The following is a 20,200-nucleotide window of genomic DNA, read 5'->3' as shown; positions in this document are numbered from 1 at the left end:
GGTACTGCAGGGGGGACCCTGTGGGAGAGTAGGACGCCGCCGAACAATCATTGTGAAGAACCCCCGTCGGGAAACCGGCGGGGGTTCTTTGCGTTCTGCCGAAAGCGGTTCCGAACGCCGAACAAGGGGTATTCCGGTGCGTCAGCCGTTGTGGGAGCCGACGGTGGCGTCGTGGCCGGCGTCGATGATGTCGTATCCGGCGACCTGGTTGCCGTCGCCGACGATGACGGTCCCGTGGTTGCCACCGGAGACGACCTCGGCGCTCGCCGCGGTCGGGACGGCGGCGAGGCCGAGGACGGCGAGCAGTGCCAGGGTTCGGCCGATCTGACGGTTCATGAGGGTTCTCCGCTTCTGTCCGACAATGCTTCTTTTCAGTGCAAAGGTGACAGTAGGTGCGGAACCCGGCGACGGAGGGTGATGGTCCGCCGCCCGTGGCGTGTCGGCGGCCGGCGCCGGCGGTCGGTTAGCCGTCGGGCAGCAGGGTACTCAGGAACCGGGCCGCGGCCGGTAGCAGGGCGAAGCCGTTGTGGGCGATGCCGGGGACGACTTCCACGGTGGCCGGGACTCCCCGCTCCAGGAGGTGCCGGTGCAGTGCGAGGGCCTGGTCGAGCCGGGTGTGGTGCGGGGGCCTGCGCAGCGGCCGGGTGTCCAGCGCGCCCACGGTCACATGCACCGGCACGGGTGGATCCAGCGGCACCGAGGACGGAAGCGGTGCCTGCAGAGGGTGCGTGACGCCGAACTTCTCGGCCACGTCCGCGATTCCGGCGGGCCAGGGCAGCGCCGGGTCGAGTCGGGTGATCGAGCCCGGGGCGCCGACCGACACCCCGACCAGCCGCGCCGGGTGCAGGTACGAGAAGCGGAGGGCGAACAGACCGCCGCCGGAGTAGCCGTGCAGCAGGAAGCGGTCCGCGCGCACCGGCCACCGGGCGGCGGCCTCCTCGACCATCCGCAGCAGCACCAGGTCGAACCGGACGTCGCGGCGGCGCAGTCGCTTGTAGCTCAGCACGTCCTCCGGTTCGGGGACGCCGACGGGGAACAGCGGCGCGAGGACCACGCACCCGTGGGCGTCCGCGAAGTCCGTGAGCGCGTCCCGGTAGCGCTCGGCGGTGCGACGGTCCCCGTGCACGACGACCAGCAGTGGTCGGGGCCCGGCCGGGGCCCGGGGCGGTACGTACAGGCAGTAGGAGAACCGGGGGTCCGCCCGGCAGGCGAGGAACGGGGTCCGGCGGAGCTCGAGTCGCTGGGTGTGGCGGACGGCGAGGCTCATCGGACCTCCGGGATCGGTGACGGCACCCGACATCCTGGTGGCTGGGCCGGGGGAGCGCGCTACCCGGCCGACCGGGATCACCCATTGGGGTGAGGGAATATGACTGGCCGTCAGCAGCTGTGCAGACTGGTGGCCGACAAGCCGGAGACCAGGGACTGGAGCGTCATGGGTGGGGTAGTCGAGAAGCCGGTCCAGGTACCGGCGCCAGCACCGGCACCAACTGCGGCACCGACGCCGACGGCGGTGGTCGAGCGGGCGCTCGCGGCCCACCCGGGTGTGCTGAACGCTGCGGTGGCGCCGTCCGGCGACGGGGTCGGCGTCCTGGTGGTGCTCGACGAGATGTCCACGGCGCTGGAGGTCCGCGAGGATCTGCGCGCCTCGCTGCTCGCGGCCGGGCTGGAGGCCGAGCCCGCGGTGCTGCCGGTCGTCCGGCTCCCCGTGCCGCCGCTCGGGACCTTCGAGGAACTCGTGGCCGAGGTTGCGGAGGCGGCCGCGTCGGGCGTCGCGGAGGTGTCCCGCTACGAGGCGCCGAGCGCAGGGCCGGAGGCGGACCTGGCGGGCCGGCTCGCCGGGTTCCTCGGTCTGCCGCGCGTCGGCGCCCTGGACGACTTCGTCGAGCTGGGCGGGGACTCGCTGGTCGCGGTGGCCTTCCTGCACGCGGTCCAGGAGGCGTACGCCGTACCGCTGGGCGTGGTCGAGCTGTTCACCGCCGGTACCGTCCGGGGGATCGCCCGGCTGCTGGCCGCCCGGCCCGCGGCGGCCCCGCGGGTGGCGTGACGTGCACTCGCTCCGGCTCGCGGCGGCGCCCGCGCTGTTGGACGGTGTCGAGGCCGTGCCCGCCTCGACCGTCGCCGCCGGCCTGGCGGCGGTCGGGCGCGGTCTCGCCGGGCCGGACAAGGCGCTGGTCGCGATCCTGACCGGGCGCGGCACGGCCGGCCTGCTGGTCTACCTGGGGGCCCTCGACCTCGGCCACGCCGTCCTGGTGAAGGAGCGTCCCGACCTCCCCACCCGGGACGCCCTGCTCGCCGCCTACCGACCCGAGTTCGCGCTCGACGCGGGTGACGAGCCCGTCCCGGCGGGGTACCGGCCCGTCGGGGAGCTGTGCGGGGCCCGGCTGCTCGGCCGGACGGAGGCCGCCGGGAGCGCGATCCACCCCGAGCTGGCCGCGCTGATCACCACCTCGGGTTCGCTGGGCCGCCCCAAGGCCGTCCGGCTGTCGTACGCGAACCTGGCGGCCAACGCCGGGGCGGTCGCGGCCGCGCTGGGCCTCGGGCCGCAGGACGTCGGGATCACCTCGCTCCCGTTCGACTACAGCTTCGGCCTGTCCGTGGTGAACTCCCACCTGGTGGCCGGCGCGCCGCTGGTGGTCTCCCGGCTCAGCCCGACCGCGCGCCGGTTCTGGCAGCTCGCCGCCCGGACGGGTGTGACCGACCTGGGGGCGGTCCCGCTCACCTACCGGCTGCTGCACAGCACCGGCTGGCGGCCGGACGCGCTCCCCGCGCTGCGGCTCGCCTGCCAGGCCGGCGGCCCGCTGGAACCGGCCCTGGTCGAGCACTTCGGGCGGTTGATGGCCGGGCACGGCGGCGGCTTCTGCCCGATGTACGGGGCGACCGAGGCCACGGCGCGGATGTGCTGCCTCCACCCGGACGAGCTCTTCGAGCACCTCGGTTCGGTCGGGCGGCCGGTGCCGGGTGGGCGGATCCGGCTGGAGGGCACCGACGCGGACGGCGTCGGCGAGATCGTCTACGAGGGGCCCAACGTCATGCTGGGCTACGCCTCCGGCCGGGCCGACCTGGCCGAGGGCCGCAGCGTGCCCGAGGTGCTGCACACCGGCGACCTCGGGCGGCTGGAGCGCGGCATGCTCTACGTCCTGGGCCGCAAGGACCGGCAGCTGAAGCTGTTCGGCAAGCGGGTCCTCCCGGACGAGATCGAGCGGCGGCTGGCGGCGGTCGGCCCGGCCGCGGTGGTGCCGACGGCGGCCGACAGCGCCGTGGTGTTCGTCGAGGGCCGCAGCGAGCCGTTCCGGAACGCGTGGCTGGACGTGCTGCGCGAGCTCGGACTGCCCGCCGAGTGCCTGGTGCTGCGCGCGACGCCGGGTCTGCCGCGCACCGGCTCGGGCAAGGTCGACCTCGGCCGGCTGCGGGAGTTGGCCGATGCGCGCTGAGGGGGTCGCCGGGGCACCGGTGGTGGAGACCGGCTCGGGCCGGGTGCGCGGGGTGGCGGCGGACGGGGTGGTGGCCTTCCTCGGGGTGCCGTACGCCGCGGGCACCGGGGGCGGGGCACGGTTCCGGCCGCCCCGGCCGCACCCGGGCTGGGCGGGGGTGCGGGAGGCGGACTCGTACGGTCCGGCCTGCCCGCAGCGGCCGCTGGCCGAGGCGTTCGGGGCGCGTCCGGCGGTGGTCCCGCTGCTGCCGCTCTTCGGCATTCCGGCCGAGGCGGGCGCGCAGGGCGAGGACTGCCTGGTGCTGAACATCTGGACGCCGGGTGTCCGGCCCCCGGCGGCCCGGCCGGTACTGGTCTGGCTGCACGGCGGTACGGACTTCGGCGCGGGCGACTGGCCGAGGTTCGACGGGGCCGCGCTCGCCCGGGCGGGCGGCCTGGTGGTGGTGACGGTCAACCATCGCCTCGGCGTGCTCGGCCATCTGGACCTGTCCTGGACCGGCCGTCCCGAGTACGCCGCCTCCGGGCGGGCCGGGCTGCTGGACCTGCGGGCGGCGCTGGACTGGTTGCGCGACAACGTGGCGGCGTTCGGCGGCGACCCGGCGAACCTGACCCTGGCGGGAGGTTCGCGCGGCGCCTCCCGGGTGGCCGCCCTGCTGTCCGCGGGCGCGTCCGAACCGCCGTTCCGGCGTGCCGTCCTGAGCAGTCCGCCGCCGCCCCGCCCGGCGGCCGCGAGGACGCCGGCGGAGGCGGCCGGGGCCGTGCTGCGGCTGCTGGGCGTCCCGGCGGACCGGCCGGAGCTGCTGGCCGCCCGGCCGGTGGGCCAACTGCTCGACGCCCAGGCGGTGTTGCGGGCCCGGGACCGGTTCGCGTTCCAGCCCTCGGCGGACGGCGGCCCGGTCGAGGAGCGGTGCTACGCGGACCTGGCGGCCGGCGCGGCCCCGGGTGTCCCGCTGCTGATCGGCAGCGCCCTGCACGAGACCACCCGGACCATCGACGCCGACCGGGCGTCCTGGGAGGGTCTGGGCGAGGCCGGGTTCGCCCGCCGCTGCTCGCGGATCGCCCGGCAGGACGTCAGCGGGCTGATCGCCGAGTACCGGCGCGAGCGGCCGCGCGACCCGGCGCGGCGGATCGCGGTCGCGGTCACCACCGACGCGCTGTACCGCTTCCCGGCCCTGGACCTGGCCTCGGCCCGGAGCGCCAACGCCACCGCCCCGACGTACGCGTACGTCTTCGCGGGCGGCACCGGCAGCCACGGCGAGGACGTCCTGTTCTTCTTCGACAACCTGCGCCACGCGGCCCTGGTGTCGCGGAACCCGGCCAATGCCGCGCTGGCCCGGGCGGCCAGTACGGCCTGGATCACCTACTGCCACGACGGGTACCCCGAGGTCCCCGGTGTCGGACCCTGGCCCGCCTACACCGAGGACCGGCGGGAGACCCTGGTGCTCGGCACCCCCACCCGCTCGGTCGCGGACCCCTTCGCCGCCCGCCGCGCCGCCTGGGCCGCCGCCCGCCGGGTGGCCGAGCCGGTCGGGTAGGCAGTCGGGTAGGCGGGCGGGTAGGAGGGCGGCTCCGGTCCCGTCGTGTCGTCGGACGCTGGACGGCCCGGCGGCAAGGTCACGCCTGCGCGGTCGGCCGGACCACGATCTCGCCGACGTCGATCCCCTCCGGCTGCTCGATCGCGTACGCGACGGCCGAGGCGACGGCGGACGGCGGCATGGCGATCTCGTCGCGCTGCCGGACCATCGCGGCCGCGACCTCCGGGCCGGCGCCCTTGCCGATGCCCTCGGTGTGGGTGAAGCCGGGGGAGACCAGGGTGACGCGCAGGTCGGGGCCCGACTCCTGGCGCAGCCCCTCGGTGAGGACCTTCACCGCCGTCTTGGTGGCCGCGTAGACGCCCTGCGGCGATTTGACGGTGTAGGCGGCGGTGGATCCGATGGTGACGAAGTGGCCGGAGCGCTGGCGGCGGAAGAGCGGGAGGGCGGCCGCGATGCCGTTGAGGAAGCCGGTGACGTGGGTCGCGACCATCGCGTCCCAGTCGTCCTGGCGCAGGTCGTCGAAGGGCGAGACGGCCATCGTGCCCGCGTTGGAGACGAGCACGTCCAGCCGGCCGAAGCGTTCGACGGCGGTCCCGGTGAGGCGGCGGAGGTCCTCGCGGCGGGTGACGTCGACCAGGACGCCGGTGGCCGTGCCGCCCCGCGCCGTGATGCGGTCCACGACCGCGTTCAGCCGGTCCTCCCGGCGGGCGCCGAGGACGAGCCGGGCGCCCCGTTCGGCGAGACGGACCGCGGTCGCCTCGCCGATGCCGCTGCTGGCGCCCGTGATCGCGACGACCTTGCCCCGGATTCCCGACATGGCCGGCCTCCCTCTCCTGGGTGTGCGCCGGCGGTGGGCCGACGTAGAGTGAAAGCGGGGACGCCCCCGTTTTCCCGAAGGCTAAGTGGGGACGTCCCCGCTTGGCAATCCGGCCGGGCGTCCGGGACGGGACGACGGCAGGGCAAAGACAGGACGAGGAAGGGACGGGCGACGGTGACCGAGGACGGAGCAGGGCGGCCGCTGCGGGCCGACGCGCGGCGCAACCGGGAGAAGATCCTGGCCGCCGCCGTGCGGGTGTTCACGACGCAGGGGCTGGACGCGCACCTGGACCGCGTCGCCAAGGAGGCGGGCGTGGGCAGCGCGACCCTGTACCGCAACTTCCCCACCAGGGAGGCCCTGGTGGAGGCGGTCTACCGGGACGAGGTGGCCCGGCTGTGCGCGGCGGCGCCCGCGCTGCTCGCCGAGCAGCCGCCGATGGAGGCCCTGCGGTCGTGGACGCGGCTGTTCCTCGACTACGTCACGACCAAGTACGGCATGATCGACGCGCTGCGCGCCATCGCCGCGACCGGGGAGAGCCCCTACGGCCACAGCCGGGAGCTGGTCCGGGCCGCCGTCGCCACCCTGATGGAGGCGTGCGCGGCGGCAGGGGCGATCCGCACCGACATCGGCCCCGCCGACCTCGCCGCCGCCCTCGAAGGCATCGCCCTCACCTCGGCGGGCGCCGACCGCCGGCCGCAGGCCGAGCGGCTGCTCGACCTCACCCTGGACGGCCTCGCGGTGCGGCCGTGAGTCCGTGCCGGCCCGCTCCGGTGCCGGGTGCCCGGTGCCCGTGGCGGGGCCCCGGGCACCCGGTACCGTCCTCCCGCACGCCCGCCTGGGGACGGGAACCGGCCCCGGCTCACGCGTAGACGCGGGCGTACAGCTCCTCGATCTGGGCGGCGGTGGGGACGGCCGGGTTGTTGGCGGGGGAGCCGGAGGCCAGGGCCTGTTCGGCCATCAGTGGGGTGAGCCCGGTCCAGGCGGCGTGGTCGATGCCGTAGCTGCGGGGGGTGGGGACGTCCAGGTCGTGGCAGAGGGTGTGCAGGGCGTCGACGAGCGCGGCCGAGGCCGAGGCCGCGGGGTCGGCGGTGCTCGCCACGCCCAGGGCGCGGGCGCAGTCGGCGTAGCGCTCGGGCGCGGCGTGCACGGAGAAGGCGGTCACCGCCGGGAACAGCATGGCGTTCGACAGGCCGTGGGCGACGTGGAAGTGGGCGCCGATCGGACGGCTCATGCCGTGCACCAGGGCGACGCTGGAGTTGGAGAACGCGATGCCGGCCTGGGTCGCGGCGAGCATCATCGCCTCCCGGGCCTCGGCGTCCGACCCGTCCGCGTAGGCGCGGCGCAGATGGCGGCCGATGGTGGCGATCGCGGTCAGCGCCAGACCGTCGGTGAAGGGGCCGGACTTGCGGCTGACGTAGGCCTCGACGGCGTGGGTGAGCGCGTCGACGCCGGTGTCGGCGGTCAGCCGGGGCGGCATCGAGAGCGTCAGCTCCATGTCGACGACGGCGGCGATCGGCAGGAACGCCGGGCCCAGGCACATCATCTTCTCGTCGGTGGCGCTGTCGGTGATGACGGTGACCTGGGTCGCCTCCGAGCCGCTGCCGGCGGTGGTGGGGACGGCGATCACCGGGAGGGCCGGGCCGAGGTTGACGTGCGGCGCCTTGTAGTCGCGCATCCCGCCGCCCTGCACGCCCAGCAGGGCGAGGGCCTTGGCGGTGTCCATCGGGCTGCCGCCGCCGAAGCCGATCACCGAGTCCGCCCCGTGCGCGCGCAGGGCCTCCAGGCCGGGGACGAGGGAGTCGGTGGTCGGGTCGGGCACGGTGCCGTCGAACAGCGCGGGGTGGAGCCCCGAGCCGCGCAGGATCCCCAGCAGGCGCTCGGCGGCGCCGGTGCCGGCCAGGAACGCGTCCGTGACCAGGAGCGGGCGCCGCAGGCCGAGACCCGCGACGACGGCGCCCAGTTCCTCGGCCGCGCCGCGGCCGATGCGCAGGATCCGGGGCAGGGACAGACTGGCAACCACGGGCAACCCCTCGGCGGTGGAAGGACGGTGGCCCCCGGCACGGGCGGGCCGGTCCGACTCTGCCGTGCGGACGGTGTGCGTTCAACCGCCAATCGCGCAGAGGGGGTGTGCGGAAATGCAGATAGGCTGCCCCGATGCGCCCCCGTCCCGGCTCCCGCCCCCGCCCGGAACTCCCGGAACCGGCGGCGGAGCGCCCCGGCGGGCCCGATCCGCGCGAGCTGCGCGCGGACGACCTGCGCCACCTGCTCGCCGTCGCCCGCACCGGGCGCCTGGTGAGCGCCGCCGACGCGCTGGGCGTGGACCACACCACGGTGTCCCGCCGGATCACCGCGCTGGAGCGGAGCCTCGGCGTGCGGCTGATGGAACGCGGCACGGAGGGCTGGGTGCTGACGGACGCGGGCCGGGCGGTCGCCGAGAACGCCCGCACCATCGAGGACGCCCTGGTCCGGGTCGTGGACGCGGTGTCCGGCCAGGATCCGCCGTCCCTGCACGGCACCGTCCGGGTGAGCGCCCCGGACGGCTTCGGCACCCTCTTCGCCACTCCGGCACTGGCCCGGGTGCGCCGCCGCCACCCCCGGCTCCAGGTCGAACTCATCACGGCGACACGGGAGTTGCCGCTGCGCCCGGCGGGCTTCGACCTCGCCCTGACGATCGGCCGGCCGCCCCGGAGCCGACTGGTGACCGAGCACCTCACCGACTACGCCCTCGGCCTGTACGCCGGTGACGAGTACCTCGCCCGGTGCGGGGCGCCGGCCGCGGTGGCCGAACTGCGGGACCACCCGCTGGTCTTCTACATCGAGTCGATGCTCCAGGTCGGCGATCTCGACATCGAACGCCATCTGCCGGGCGGCACACCCGCGTTCTCCTCCACCAACGTCTTCGCCCAGGTCGAGGCCACCCGGCTGGGCACCGGCGTCGGCGTGCTCCCGGCCTTCCTCGCCGACCGGGCCGGACTGCGGCGGCTGCTGCCCGGGGAGGTCGACATCCGGCTCCCGATCACCCTGGCCGTCCGCCGCGAGGCCGTCACCCACCCCGCCGTCCGGGCCGTCCGCGACGCCCTGCACCACGAGGTCGCCGAACGCGCCGCCGAACTGCTCCCGCCGCCCACGCCCGACCGGTAGCCCCCGGGCACCGCGAACGCGGACGGCGGCCGCGGTACCCGGGGGAACCGGGTGCCGCGGCCGCCGTGGTGGTCAGGCCCGGGTCGTTACTGGCTCACCTGGCGGAAGAGCCAGTGGAGGCGGGCGGTGCCGGCTCCGGGGCGGGTGACGGTGACGGTGTCGACCGTCGTGCTCCGGGTCAGGTCGAGGTGTTCGTAGGGGCTGGAGAAGTTGGACAGCAGGGTCCCGTTCGGGCCGTCGGCGGTCCTGCACCACAGGTAGCCCCCGTCATTGGGCCGGAAGGCGCCCATGGTGACGTAGTTGCCGTTCTGCGGGTCCCCGGGGCTGGCCGCCGTGGAGTTGACGTACTGTCCGGCGTAGATCAGGTACTGGCAGTTGGAGGAACTCCCGCTCGGCCCCGCCGAGACGGTGCTGAACTGCTGGTTGTTCCCGTGCGAGTCCGGCGCCAGGTACACCGGGTAGGGCGCCGTCTCCAGGTCGTCCACGGCGAGCGCCGGAGCCGAACCGCCGGCGTCGGTGGCGACGATCTCGGTGAGGTTGGTGCCCTCCTGGACGTCCTGGAGGAACCAGCGCTGGTTGGCCGAGCCGTTCCAGTCCCGGGCCACGATGCCCAGGCCCGGGCCGAGGTCGGTCAGGTACTGCCGGGTGACGCGGTTGACCAGGGTGTAGGTGCCGTCGCCCTGGTCGGCCGCTGCCCAGAGCTGGTCCAGCGCCGCGTTCGGCCACAGCACCGTCCGCGCGTCGCGGGCGCCGCCCTCCTGGCCCAGGTAGCGCCCGGCGAAGGGTGCGTGCGGGTGGAACAGCCGGAAGAAGCCCGGGTGTTCGGGGTCGTCGGTCAGGCTGAACACCTGGGAGGCGGAGTTCCGCCGGTTGAGCGGTTGGTCGTTGACGGCGTGGTCGGTCGCACTGGTGGGGCCGGCCACGTTGGTGGTGGCGGCGTTGCGCAGGAAGACCTGGTTCGGCCGGGCCGGTTCGGTCACCTCGGCGGGCACCGGGTCCGGCAGGCCGGCGAGCGTGTAGACGACGGGGTAGTGGTCGGCCGAGTCGAGGCCCGGCCGGTCGATCCCGGTGACGGTGCCCTGCGGCTGGGCGGTGGGCAGCACCGCGTAGTCGAGCGTCCTGCGGGTGTTGGCGGCGATCCGGTCGACCGGGTGGGTGGGCAGGGTGCTGGCCTGGACGGTGAACGTGTCGCCGACCGCCGTCTGGAGGTTGTCGGGAGCGCGGTTGTAGTCGCCCAGGGCGATCCAGGGCAGGCCGGTCGGGGTCATCTGGTCCCGGATGATGTTCAGCAGCTGGGGATCGTCGCTGCCGGAACTCCCCGAGCTGCCGTGCAGCGAGAAGTAGACGAAGCCGTCGACGTTGACGCCGAGCGCGGGCCGCGAGTCCCAGTTGTTGGCGATGACGGCCTCGCGGGTGGTGAAGACGCCGTCCGCCGGGACCCGGGTGCGGCTGTACACGGCCAGGTTGACCCGGCCCCACTGGTTGTTGCTGGTGTCGGTGCGCAGCCAGTAGAGGTACCCCGCCGGCCGGCTCGCGCCGCCGAGCCGGTACTCCCGGACCGGGATGGTGAAGCCGAGGTTGTCGACGTACCGGGTGTTGGCGGTGTGGATCTCCTGGAGGAAGGTCGCGCCGCCGGGCGGGGCACCGGCCTCCTGGAGGGCGATGACGTCGGCCCGGCCGGCCAGCGCGCTGGTGCCGTAGAGGCGGGGGAGGTCGTTGCTGTACCGGCTGCCGTTGTCCTCGGGGGTCTGCGCCCCCTGCATGTTCCAGGTGGCGACGCGGCGGCTGTGGTTGTCGCGCGGGTCGAGCCCGCCGGTGTCCCGCAGGAACAGCGACGGCCGCTTGCCGACATCCGTGGGGACGACGCCCTGCCCGGCGTAGTCGAGGGTCTCCCGGCCGCCCCAGTCGGGGATGGCCTGGCCGCCCTGGGCGAGCGGCTGGAACCGGCTCGGCGCGCCGTTGGCGGAGCCGAACTGGTAGGCGGTGCCGCTCCCGGTGCCGTAGGGCGCGTACGGCAGGTAGGCGCCGCCGGGGGTGGTCTGCTTGACCATGGAGTTGTTGTAGAAGACGTTCTGCGGGCCGGAGGAGCCGGACCACTTGACCGCCTTGGGGCCGGCCGCCCACCAGATCGGGTACCACGTCCCCTCGTCGATCTCGCCGCCCTCGCCGCCGCAGTTGGTCTCGCAGCTGCCGGAGCGGTGGTCGTAGGGGACCCGCAGGGTGTTCTGCTCGAACAGGTTGTTGTGCTCCCACCCGCCGTGCAGGTTGAGGTCGGAGTCGAGGTCGTTGCGGAAGGCGACGTTGCCGCTGGCCGACCACTGGAAGGTGAAGTGGCGCAGGTTGCGGCTGAGGTTGTAGGCGTAGAGGGAGTCCCAGACCCGGCTGCCGCGCAGGTAGCCGTTGCCGCCCTTGCCCTTGTTCCAGGCGCCGTCGAAGCTGTTGCGCTCGATCTGGAGGTTGCGGGCGTCCTCGGTGACGATCGGGTGCGAGCCGGTCATCTCGGCCTTCAGCCCGCGCGCCCAGTCGTTGGCGGCCCACTTGAAGACGATGCCGTGCATCGCGTACTCGGGCGCCATGTTGCCGTAGTTGTGCACGGCCTGGGCGGGGGTCGGGCTGTAGCTGCCGCCGCCGAGCTTGGGCAGGCCGGTCATGTCCTGGGTGAAGGCGAAGTTCTCGAAGCCGACGCCCTGGACCACCTTCAGCGGGGTGACCTTGCTGGGGTACGGCTTGTCGCCGAGCGCGGTGGAGCCGTCCGAGGTGGAGTCGACCGGGAGGTCCCACTCCAGCGGGCGGTCCAGGGTGACCGTCCGCGCGGCGGTGTCGATCGCGGTGAGCCGGAACATCTGCTGCCGCATGTGGAGGTTGTCCATCTGGCTGCGGTCGGAGACGCCCTGCTGCTCGTAGAACTTGACGCTGTTGGCCGCGCCGACCCAGACGTAGCCGCCGAGGGCGAACTTCTTCATGTCGGCCTTGGCGTCCAGCTGCACCAGGTTCTGGCCCTGCCGGGCCGCCCAGCCGGGGTCGGCGGCCTGTGCGCCGACCTTGATGCCGGAGGCCCAGTGCTGGTTGACGCTTCCCTCGAAGATGTCCTTGCGGTTCGCCGGGGCGGCCGCCCAGTCGTCCTGGTAGCGCTCGGCGATGTCACGGGTCTGGACCCGGAACAGCCCTCGGCCGGGCCAGATCCAGCCGCCGGTGCCGACGTCGCTGCCGCTGCCCGCCTTCATGCTGTCCTGGTCCCAGCGGCCGTTGACCAGGGTGTCGTAGCGGGTGTTGAGGTCGGGCCGGAACACCAGGCGGGTGCCGCCGTCGCCGGAACCCTGGCCTCGGAGCACCAGGTAGTCGGCGTCGGCGTAGATCTGCCGGGAGAGGTCGATCCGGCCGGCCGGCAGCGAGATCAGCGAGAGCCGGTCGAAGTTGGCGCCCGGCGAGCAGGCGGACTTGATGTCGTCGATCGCGCGCTGGAGGCCGGTGGTGTCGTCGACGCCGTCGTTCGGCCGCACCGCGTACTGGGAGGCCAGCCGGTCCGGGGTGATCCGGCAGGCGGGGTCGTCGGTCAGGCTGCCGTCGTCGGGCAGCGGCAGGCCGCCCCGGTACCCGGCCCGGGACCAGTCCGGCATGCCGGGGGGCGGGCCGGTCCGGTTGGCGTAGCTCAGGTCCGGGCCCTCCGCTCCGGGACCGGCCGTGACGGCGGCCACCGGGGCGGCCCCGGCCGACGGGGCGAGGACGGTGCCGGAGAGGGCGGGCAGGGTGAGGGAGAGCAGCAGGCCGGAGAGCAGCGCGGCCGCCGGTCGTAGGCGTTTCATCGGATCTCGTTCCGTGTCGTGGTGGTGTTCCCGGCCCGGGGAGAGGAGCCGGGAGACCGCACCGGAACGCCCCCGGCACCGTGCGGGAGCCGGGGGCGTCGGGGCGAACGGCGTCGGCGTGAACGGCGCCGCAGCGCCGGGGGCGCCGGGCCCGTTACGGGCAGTAGAACCGAAGGCCGGAGATCCGGTCGTTGTTGTAGTACGTGCTGGTGCCGGCGTTGTAGTCGCCCTTGGTGCCCCAGCTCCACGAGGACGCGAAGTCGATCTGGGAGGGGTGCAGCTCGCCGTAGGCGTCGTCCCAGAACTCGATCTGGCACTGGGAGTTGTTGATCCAGGACGAGACCTGGTCGTTGGCGAGGTCGCCGTTGAGGAAGTGGACCTTGGTGAGGCGGACGATCTCGTAGCTGCCGCCGGCCGGAGGCGGTACGACGATCGCCTTGGAGCCCAGGCCGCCGCCGTTCTGGTACAGGCAGAGCGCCCAGGCCGGGCAGCCGTCGTAGGGGGGATTGGCCGCGGAGGCCGGGGTCGCCGTGAGCAGCATGACCGCCCCGGCGACCGCGCCCGCGACGACGGTGGCAGCCGACTTGAACGATTTCAGGGCCACGGTGGAACTCGCTTTCCAGGACCGCCCGGGTGCTGGCCCCGGGCTGGTTGACAGTGCACATCGGCGGCGGACCCCGTGGTGGGGCCCGCCGCACGATCAGACTGCGGGAGTGGGAAGCGTGGGCGCATCAGTCATCTGACTGCATGACGTGTCTGTGCAGGTCGGTCCGGGTCGGTGTCGGGTCGGACCGGGCGGCAGGTCAGCCGACGGCGGGGATGTCGTGGGTGGCGCAGTGGATGCCGCCACCGCCGCCGGCGATGGTGTCGATCTGGAGCGGGACGATCTCGCGGCCGGGGAAGTACTCCCGGAAGACGTCGTGGGCGTGGTCGTCGGCCCGGGGGTCGCCGAACAGCGGCAGGTAGACGCCCTTGTTGCCGAGGTAGAAGTTCATGTAGGAGGAGACGAAGGCGTCACCGCGCCCGGTGATCTTGTCGGGGTCGGGCTGCTGGAGTTCGACGACCTTGAGCCGGGCGCCGGTGGCGTCGGTGGCCCCGTCGAGGACGGAGCGGGCCTGGTCGGCGGAGCGGGACCAGACGTCCGGCGGGGTGCCGGGGAAGGACCGGTCGAGCAGGACGACGCCGGGGGCGGCGAAGCGGACCAGGCAGTCCACGTGGGCGTCGGTGATGTCCTTGCCCTTGACCCCGGCCAGCCAGATGACCTTGGTGACGCCGAGCAACTGCTTGAGCTCGGCCTCGACCTGGTCGCGGCTCAGCCCGGGGTTGCGGTTGTCGTTGACGATCGAGCTCTCGGTGATGAGGAGGGTGCCCCGGCCGTCGCTCTCGAAGGAGCCGCCCTCGGCGACCAGCCGGGTCTCCACGCGCTCGATCCCGTACCTGGCCAGGACGCCCCGGGCCACCTTGGCGTCGTTGCCGTGCTGCTGCTTGCGGCCCCAGCCGTTGAAGTTGAAGTCGACGCCCTTGACCTTGCCGCCCTCCTCGACGAACACCGGCACGGTGTCCCGCGCCCACAGGTCGTCGACCGGGACGGTGAGCAGTTCGACGTCGGAACCGCAGGCGTTGCGGGCCGAGGACTCCTGGCCGGGCCGGACCAGCAGGACCACCGGCTCGCGCTCGCCGACGGCCCGCGCCACCTCGGCGATGTCCTTGCGGACGGCGGCGAGGTGCTCGCCCCAGACGTCCTCGGAGGCGGGCCAGGACATCATGGTCCGCTCGTGCTTCTCCCACTCGGCGCCGAGCCGGCGGCCCGCTCCGGGGGTGCCCCCGGGAGCGCCTCCGGCCGGCCCGGAGGCGGTGGGGGAGGAGGGCTCGGCCGGGTCGATCAGGTCGTCCACGGCGGCGCAGCCGGACGCGCCGAGCGCGATCAGGCCGGCGCCGGCGAGCGAACGCAGGACGGTGCGACGGGCGAGGGGGGAGTGGGACACGGTGGACTCCGGTGGGGCTGGGAGCGGTTCGGTCCGGCGCCGAGGGGGCGGGGCTCCGCGGAGCGCCGGGTGCGGCGCCGGACCGGCGGCGGACGAGTCGTCCGGCATCGCCGTGAACTGCACTGTTGCACTGACTGAAAAATCAGTCAAGCGGAGGCAGAGGGCGAAGCCCCCGGCCGGGAGCAGTCCGGCCGGGGGCCTCGGGCAGGTGCGGCCGTCGCGGCGGCCGGCGGGTCGGGCCGTGGCGGCGCGCAGGTCCGGCGGTGGCTGGGTCAGCCGTTGCGGCGGTAGTGGTCCACGGACACTCTGACCGGCCCCTCGGTGCCCGCGGTGGAGAGCACCCGGACCACGGCGAGCGACCGGCCGTCGGCGGACCGGACGCAGAAGGCGCCCCGGGGGCCGACGGCGCCGAACGGCACCCGCCCGGTCGGCCGGCTGCTCAGCCCCTTGACGCACTCGGCCACCCCCAGGGCGGCGTCCCGGCCGATGTAGGAATCGGCGGTCTCCGGGACCAGGAACTCGTTCTCGCCCCGGCCGAGGTACCAGGACACGCTGTCGGCCGGGACCACGGTGCCGGTCGCGAGGTCGAACTCGTAGCCGGCGTCCGCCGAGGTCAGCTCGGTCGCGCGGTAGGCGACGGCGTAGTCGGCGCCCGGCGTCGGTGTGGCGGAGGGGGTCGGTGTGGCCGGGGCCGGCGGGGAGGCCGGTGCGGAGGTGGGCGCCGGCGTGCCGGGCGAGGGGGTGGCGGCCACCTGGTCCTCGGCGGTCGCGGCCTCCACCGTCTCCGGGGTGTCCAGCAGCAGCACCGTGGCCGCGGCGCCGACGGTCAGCGCGACGGCGGCGGTCAGCGCGGTGCGCCCGAGGCCCCGGCCGCGGCGCGGCTTCGCCCGCGCACGGCCGCCGGTCGGATCGCCGGCCGCGTCGCCGACCGGATCGGCGGCCGTGCCGTGGCCCGGGTCCGGCAGCGCGGCCGCCGTCAGGGTGGCGCCCGGGGGCAGCGTCGGCGCCACCAGGGTCGGGGCCGCCGCCGCACGCGGGGTGAGCACCGTCAGGGCCTGGTCCGGGTCGCCGCCGACGGGCGTGCCGGTGAACCCGCCGGCCGCCTCGGCCGGTACCTGCGGCAGCTCGGCGTGCCGGGTGATCTGGCTGGTCAGCGGGTGCGGCAGCCAGTCGTCGCCGAACCGCAGGTGCCCGGCGACGGCCGGGTGCTCGCGGACGGTGGCGATCACCTCGGCGGTGGTCGGGCGGTCCTCCGGCCGCTTGGCGAGGCAGCCCAGCAGCAGTCCGCGCAGGCCCGCCGGGACCGGGTCGAGGTCGGGCTCCTCGTGCACGGCCCGGTAGAGCGTCGCCGGGTCCGGGCCGTCCCCGAACGGCGGGGTGCCGGTGGCGACGTGCACGGCCAGGGCGCCGAGCGCGTAGACGTCGGTGGCCGGGGTCGCGGGCCGGCCGGTGGCCTGCTCGGGTGCCATGTACGCGGGCGAGCCGATCCGCAGGCCGGTGCTGGTGAGCGCGCCCGCGTCGGCCGCCCTGGCGATGCCGAAGTCGATCACCCGCGGGCCGTCGGGGGCGATCAGGACGTTGCCCGGCTTGAGGTCGCGGTGCACCACCCCGGTGGCGTGGATCGCCTGGAGGGCCTCCGCGATGCCGGCGATCAGCAGCAGCACCGTCCGTTCCGGGAGCGGGCCGAAGCGCTGCACCACCTGCTGCAGGGACGGGCCCGGGACGTAGGTGGTGGCCAGCCACGGCGTGGCGGCGTCCACGCCCGCGTCGACCAACTGGGCCGTGAAGAGGCCGTGGATCCGCCGGGCGCTGGCCACCTCCTGGGCGAAGCGGGCCCGGAACTCCGGGTCCTCGGCGAGCTCGGGCCGGACCACCTTGAGGGCGACCGGCCGCCCGCCGGGGGTGTAGGAGAGGTAGACCCGGCCCATGCCGCCGGCGCCGAGCCGGGCGAACAGTCGGTAGCCGCCGACCTCGCGGGGGTCGTCCGGGGTCAGCTCCTGGAAGACCGGCGGCGTGGCGAAGGGGGATCGGTCAGCGGACATGCGGGCTGCCTCTCTCGGCGGGCTGGGCTGGGCGGGACGCGGGCGCCCCGACCGGGCCCGGGAGCGGGCGGGGCGGGGGACGGCGGGCCGGGGCGGGACGGGCCCGGGGGTCGGACGGGCCCCGAAAGGGACGTCCGGCACGCGCGATGCCGCCGAGTTTAGAGGTTGCGTCAGGATCGACCGAATCCGACCCCGGAGCCGGCTCCGGCCGCGGCCGCCGGAGCGCCGCGGCCGGCCGGGTCGTGCCGGTCCAGCTCCGCCCCGATCGCCCCGCGCAGCAGCAGCCGGGCGTGCTCGACCGGCAGCGAGCCGCTGTGCCAGCGCACGCTGAGGCCCTCGACCAGCGCGGTCAGCCGCTCGGCCGCGGCCGCGTGGGCCGGGGCGGTGCCGCCGGGGTCGGCCCGGGCGAGCAGTTCGGCGACATCGTGCACCCAGGTGTGGGTGGTCCGGGCGAGGTCCTCGCGGAGGTCCGGTTCGAAGACCGCGGTGGCCCTCAACTCGCCCCAGGCGATGCTGTTCTCGCGTACCTCGACGGTGTCCTGGAGCTCCAGCAGCAGTACCTGTTCCAGGTCGGCCCTGGGGTCCTCGGTGCGCGGTGCGGGGTCCGGCTCGGCGGTGTAGTGGTCGGCGCGGTCGCTGATGAAGTCCAGGGTCCGGCGCAGCAGTCCGGCCCGGTCGCTGAAGTGGTAGTAGATGAGCGAGGTGGACACGCCGGCCTCGGCTGCCAGCTCGCCCACCCGCAGTCCGCGGACCCCTCGGCGGGCGATCACGCGGGTGGCGGCTCTGAGTATTTCTGTCCGACGGTCCGACATGGGCGCCCACTCTACGCGCTTCCTGGCTGGTCGGACACGTTCCTGATGATCGTTTCAGGGTAATCGGTAAGCCGTGAACCAAATGCTTGACTGAATTTTCAGTTCGGTGCAGGATGCGGGGCAACCCCCACGGGACCACCCTCCCCACAGGGCAACCCCACGGGCCCGTCCTCACAGGGCGACCCCCACACCTCCCACCTTCTGCCAGGGAGCGCGACATGCACACCCCCACCCCCTCGCGTCGCGGCCTGCTCCGGTTCGGCGCCGCCGCGGTACCCCTGATCGCCCTCGGCTCGGCCGTCCCGGCCGTCGCCCGGGCGGCCTCCGCCCCGGCCGCCGCCCCGGCCTCCGACAGCGCCGCGGCCGCCGCCGCCCAGGCCGCCGCGCCGCCGCTGCGGATGCCCGCCGAGAGCGACCGGCACGACCGCACCTTCATGGCCTGGCCGGCCCTGCCCTCGGTCTGGCGGACCCAGCTGTCCGCCGTCCGCGACGACATCGCCAAGCTGGCCCACGAGATCTCCCGCTACGAGCCGGTCGTCGTGGTGGCCCGCCCCGGGCAGGCCGCCGACGCCCGCTACTACTGCGGATCCGGCGCCTACTACCGCATCACCGTGGTCGAGATCTCCAACGACGACCTCTGGATCCGCGACTTCGGGCCGACCTTCGTGGTCGGGCCGGGCACGATCGCCGGTGTCGACACCAACTTCAACGGCTGGGGCAAGGACGGCACGCCCTACTACCAGCGGTACGCCGAGGACGCCGCCGTCGCGGGCACCCTGCTCGCCGAGTACGGGGTGGACCGGATCCGGGCCCCCTTCGTCGGCGAGGGCGGCGCCCTGGAGACCGACGGCGAGGGCACCCTGCTGGCCACCGTCAGCTCCTGGGTGAACCCCAACCGCAACCGCGGCATGTCCCAGGACGAGGTCGAGCGCGCCCTGCGCGGCACGCTCGGGATGGACAAGGTGATCTGGCTGGACGGCGTGGCCGGCCAGGACATCACGGACGCCCACATCGACTGCCTGGCCCGCTTCACCGCGCCCGGCCGCGTTCTGCTCGACCGGCCGGGGCCCGGCACGGACCAGGTCTGGGTCAAGGTCTACGAGCAGGCCAAGCGGGCCCTGAGCACGGCCACCGACGCCCGCGGCCGCGCGCTCACCGTGGTCGAGCTGCCCGCCCCGGACCGCAAGCGGATCCGCGGCCGCGACCTCGGCAAGGACTTCCTCTCCAGCTACAGCAACTTCTACGTGGCCAACGGCGCCGTGTTCGTCCCCCAGTTCGGCCACGGCGCGGCCGACGCGCGGGCCCGCGCCATCCTCCAGGCCGAGTTCCCGACCCGCGACATCGTCCAGGTCGACATCGACAACATCGCCTCGGGCGGCGGCGGCATCCACTGCGCCACCCAGTCGCAGCCGTCCGTCCCGCCGCTCCGCTGACTCCCCGGCGGCCCGTCCCCCACGGAGACGGGCCGCCGGGGCTCCCCGCCCACCCGGTGGCAACCGGTCCCGCAGCACCGGTCCGGCAGTACCAGTCCGGCAGTACCAGTCCCGCAGCACCCGGCCGGCCCGCGCACCCGACGCGGCGGGCCCGGCCGGGCCCGAAGAGAACGAGGATCCCCATGACCCACCGCATGCCCGCCGAGTGGACCGAGCACGACGGCTGCCTGATGGCCTGGCCGGTCCGGCCGGACCTGTGGGGCGACCACCTCGACGAGGTGAAGCGCGAGTACGCGGCCGTCGCCCGGGCCATCGCCGAGTTCGAGCCCGTCACCATGGTGGCCCCGCCCGGCCACGGCGACGAGGCCCGCACCCTGTGCGGCCCCGGCCTGACCGTCGTCGAGATCCCGCAGGACGACTCCTGGTTCCGCGACTCCGCGCCGATCTTCGTCCTGGACGAGGAGGGCCGCCGGTCCGGCGTCGACTTCCGCTTCAACGCCTGGGGCCGCAAGCACCACCCCTGGGACGCCGACGACCGGATCAGCGGCCTGCTGCTGGAGCACCTCGACGTGCCGGCGATCCGCTCCGAGATGATCCTCGAGGGCGGCGCGATCACCGTCGACGGCGAGGGCACGCTGATCACCACCGAGCAGTGCCTGCTCCACCCCAACCGCAACCCCGAGCTGGGCCGCGAGGAGATCGAGGCCGAACTGAAGGCCCGGCTCGGCGTCACCAAGATCATCTGGCTGCCCTACGGCGGCCTCCTGGACAACGAGACCGACGGCCACGTGGACGGCGTCTGCGCCTTCGCCGCCCCCGGCAAGGTCGTGGTGCAGCTGCCCGCCGACCCCGAGCACCCCGACTACGTGCGGATGCGCGCCAACCGCACGGTGCTGGAGCACTCCACCGACGCCCAGGGCCGCCCGTTCGAGATCGTCGACGTCACCCAGGCCGCCTTCGTCGAGGTCGACGACGTCCGGGTCGAGGTCGGCTACCTGAACTTCTACCTGGCCAACGGCGGTGTCGTCGTCCCCGTCGCCGACCACCCCGAGGACGCCGGCGCGCTCGCCGTGATCGCCGCCGCGTTCCCCGACCGCAAGGTCGTCGGCGTGCGGGCCCGGGTGATCGCCTTCGGCGGCGGCGGCGTCCACTGCATCACCCAGCAGCTCCCGGCCGCCCGCGCCTGACCCAGCCAGCGAACG

16 protein-coding genes are annotated in these 20,200 nt (G+C 74.6%); 7 read left to right on the top strand and 9 right to left on the bottom strand.

Features of this window, described 5'->3' with window-relative positions; all coding sequences use genetic code 11:
- Positions 1–141: 141 nt before the first annotated feature.
- Together IF01_RS0116125 and IF01_RS0116120 are read right to left on the bottom strand one after the other, a co-directional pair.
- Positions 142–336 (bottom strand): hypothetical protein, encoded by a 195-nt coding sequence (locus IF01_RS0116125; protein WP_030394112.1) that lies wholly within the window; start codon positions 334–336, stop codon positions 142–144.
- A 127-nt stretch (positions 337–463) separates the two neighbouring features.
- On the bottom strand, positions 464–1,267 hold the full coding sequence (locus tag IF01_RS0116120) for an alpha/beta hydrolase (RefSeq protein WP_030394111.1): 804 nt from the start codon (positions 1,265–1,267) through the stop codon (positions 464–466).
- Between the two features lie 99 nt (positions 1,268–1,366).
- Here IF01_RS0116120 and IF01_RS0116115 point away from each other — a divergent pair, with 99 nt between their 5' ends.
- Genes IF01_RS0116115 through IF01_RS43935 form a run of 3 tightly spaced genes read left to right on the top strand, consistent with a single transcriptional unit; the run spans position 1,367 to position 4,965 of the window.
- Positions 1,367–2,044 (top strand): phosphopantetheine-binding protein, encoded by a 678-nt coding sequence (locus IF01_RS0116115; RefSeq protein ID WP_094745564.1) that lies wholly within the window; start codon positions 1,367–1,369, stop codon positions 2,042–2,044.
- Between the two features lies 1 nt (position 2,045).
- Complete coding sequence (locus tag IF01_RS0116110; protein WP_051755426.1) at positions 2,046–3,431, top strand: AMP-binding protein; 1,386 nt, start codon at positions 2,046–2,048, stop codon at positions 3,429–3,431.
- Positions 3,421–4,965: a carboxylesterase/lipase family protein gene (locus IF01_RS43935; protein WP_051742615.1), complete on the top strand. Its 1,545-nt coding sequence runs from the start codon at positions 3,421–3,423 to the stop codon at positions 4,963–4,965. Before IF01_RS0116110 ends, IF01_RS43935 begins: the two co-directional genes overlap by 11 nt.
- Positions 4,966–5,044: 79 nt before the next feature.
- Here IF01_RS43935 and IF01_RS0116100 read toward each other — a convergent pair whose 3' ends face one another.
- Positions 5,045–5,782 (bottom strand): SDR family oxidoreductase, encoded by a 738-nt coding sequence (locus IF01_RS0116100; RefSeq protein WP_030394107.1) that lies wholly within the window; start codon positions 5,780–5,782, stop codon positions 5,045–5,047.
- A 174-nt stretch (positions 5,783–5,956) separates the two neighbouring features.
- On the opposite strand from IF01_RS0116100, the gene IF01_RS0116095 reads away from it, so the two are divergent.
- Positions 5,957–6,532 (top strand): TetR/AcrR family transcriptional regulator, encoded by a 576-nt coding sequence (locus tag IF01_RS0116095; protein WP_030394106.1) that lies wholly within the window; start codon positions 5,957–5,959, stop codon positions 6,530–6,532.
- Positions 6,533–6,641: 109 nt separating this feature from the next.
- Here IF01_RS0116095 and IF01_RS0116090 read toward each other — a convergent pair whose 3' ends face one another.
- Positions 6,642–7,802 carry an iron-containing alcohol dehydrogenase gene (locus IF01_RS0116090; protein ID WP_030394105.1) on the bottom strand — a complete coding sequence of 387 codons (1,161 nt, stop codon included), beginning with the start codon at positions 7,800–7,802 and terminating at the stop codon, positions 6,642–6,644.
- Between the two features lie 134 nt (positions 7,803–7,936).
- Here IF01_RS0116090 and IF01_RS0116085 point away from each other — a divergent pair, with 134 nt between their 5' ends.
- Entirely contained in the window at positions 7,937–8,923 is a 987-nt protein-coding gene (locus IF01_RS0116085; protein ID WP_078880000.1) for a LysR family transcriptional regulator, read from the top strand.
- A gap of 86 nt (positions 8,924–9,009) precedes the next feature.
- On the opposite strand, the gene IF01_RS46845 is transcribed toward IF01_RS0116085, so the two are convergent.
- The 5 genes from IF01_RS46845 to IF01_RS0116060 form a co-directional block, all read right to left on the bottom strand.
- Positions 9,010–12,726, bottom strand: a complete 3,717-nt coding sequence (locus tag IF01_RS46845; protein WP_063764220.1) for a hypothetical protein — start codon at positions 12,724–12,726, stop codon at positions 9,010–9,012.
- Positions 12,727–12,880: 154 nt separating this feature from the next.
- Entirely contained in the window at positions 12,881–13,330 is a 450-nt protein-coding gene (locus IF01_RS0116075) for a peptidase inhibitor family I36 protein (protein ID WP_030394102.1), read from the bottom strand.
- A 199-nt stretch (positions 13,331–13,529) separates the two neighbouring features.
- Positions 13,530–14,711 (bottom strand): agmatine deiminase family protein, encoded by a 1,182-nt coding sequence (locus tag IF01_RS0116070; RefSeq protein WP_030394101.1) that lies wholly within the window; start codon positions 14,709–14,711, stop codon positions 13,530–13,532.
- A 272-nt stretch (positions 14,712–14,983) separates the two neighbouring features.
- The gene (locus tag IF01_RS49960; protein WP_051755424.1) at positions 14,984–16,753 is read right to left on the bottom strand and encodes a serine/threonine-protein kinase; all 1,770 of its coding nucleotides are present in this window, start codon (positions 16,751–16,753) and stop codon (positions 14,984–14,986) included.
- Between the two features lie 170 nt (positions 16,754–16,923).
- Positions 16,924–17,565: a TetR/AcrR family transcriptional regulator gene (locus IF01_RS0116060; protein WP_078879999.1), complete on the bottom strand. Its 642-nt coding sequence runs from the start codon at positions 17,563–17,565 to the stop codon at positions 16,924–16,926.
- A gap of 218 nt (positions 17,566–17,783) precedes the next feature.
- On the opposite strand from IF01_RS0116060, the gene IF01_RS0116055 reads away from it, so the two are divergent.
- Positions 17,784–18,998: an agmatine deiminase family protein gene (locus tag IF01_RS0116055; RefSeq protein ID WP_030394098.1), complete on the top strand. Its 1,215-nt coding sequence runs from the start codon at positions 17,784–17,786 to the stop codon at positions 18,996–18,998.
- A 182-nt stretch (positions 18,999–19,180) separates the two neighbouring features.
- On the top strand, positions 19,181–20,185 hold the full coding sequence (locus tag IF01_RS0116050) for an agmatine deiminase family protein (protein WP_030394097.1): 1,005 nt from the start codon (positions 19,181–19,183) through the stop codon (positions 20,183–20,185).
- Positions 20,186–20,200 lie beyond the last annotated feature (15 nt).

The sequence above is a fragment of the Kitasatospora purpeofusca genome, from assembly GCF_000718025.1.
In the GTDB taxonomy this organism is placed as follows: Bacteria; Actinomycetota; Actinomycetes; order Streptomycetales; family Streptomycetaceae; genus Kitasatospora; species Kitasatospora purpeofusca.
Note: the sequence above shows the minus strand (reverse complement) of the source record. Positions and strands in the feature narration are given on the sequence as shown.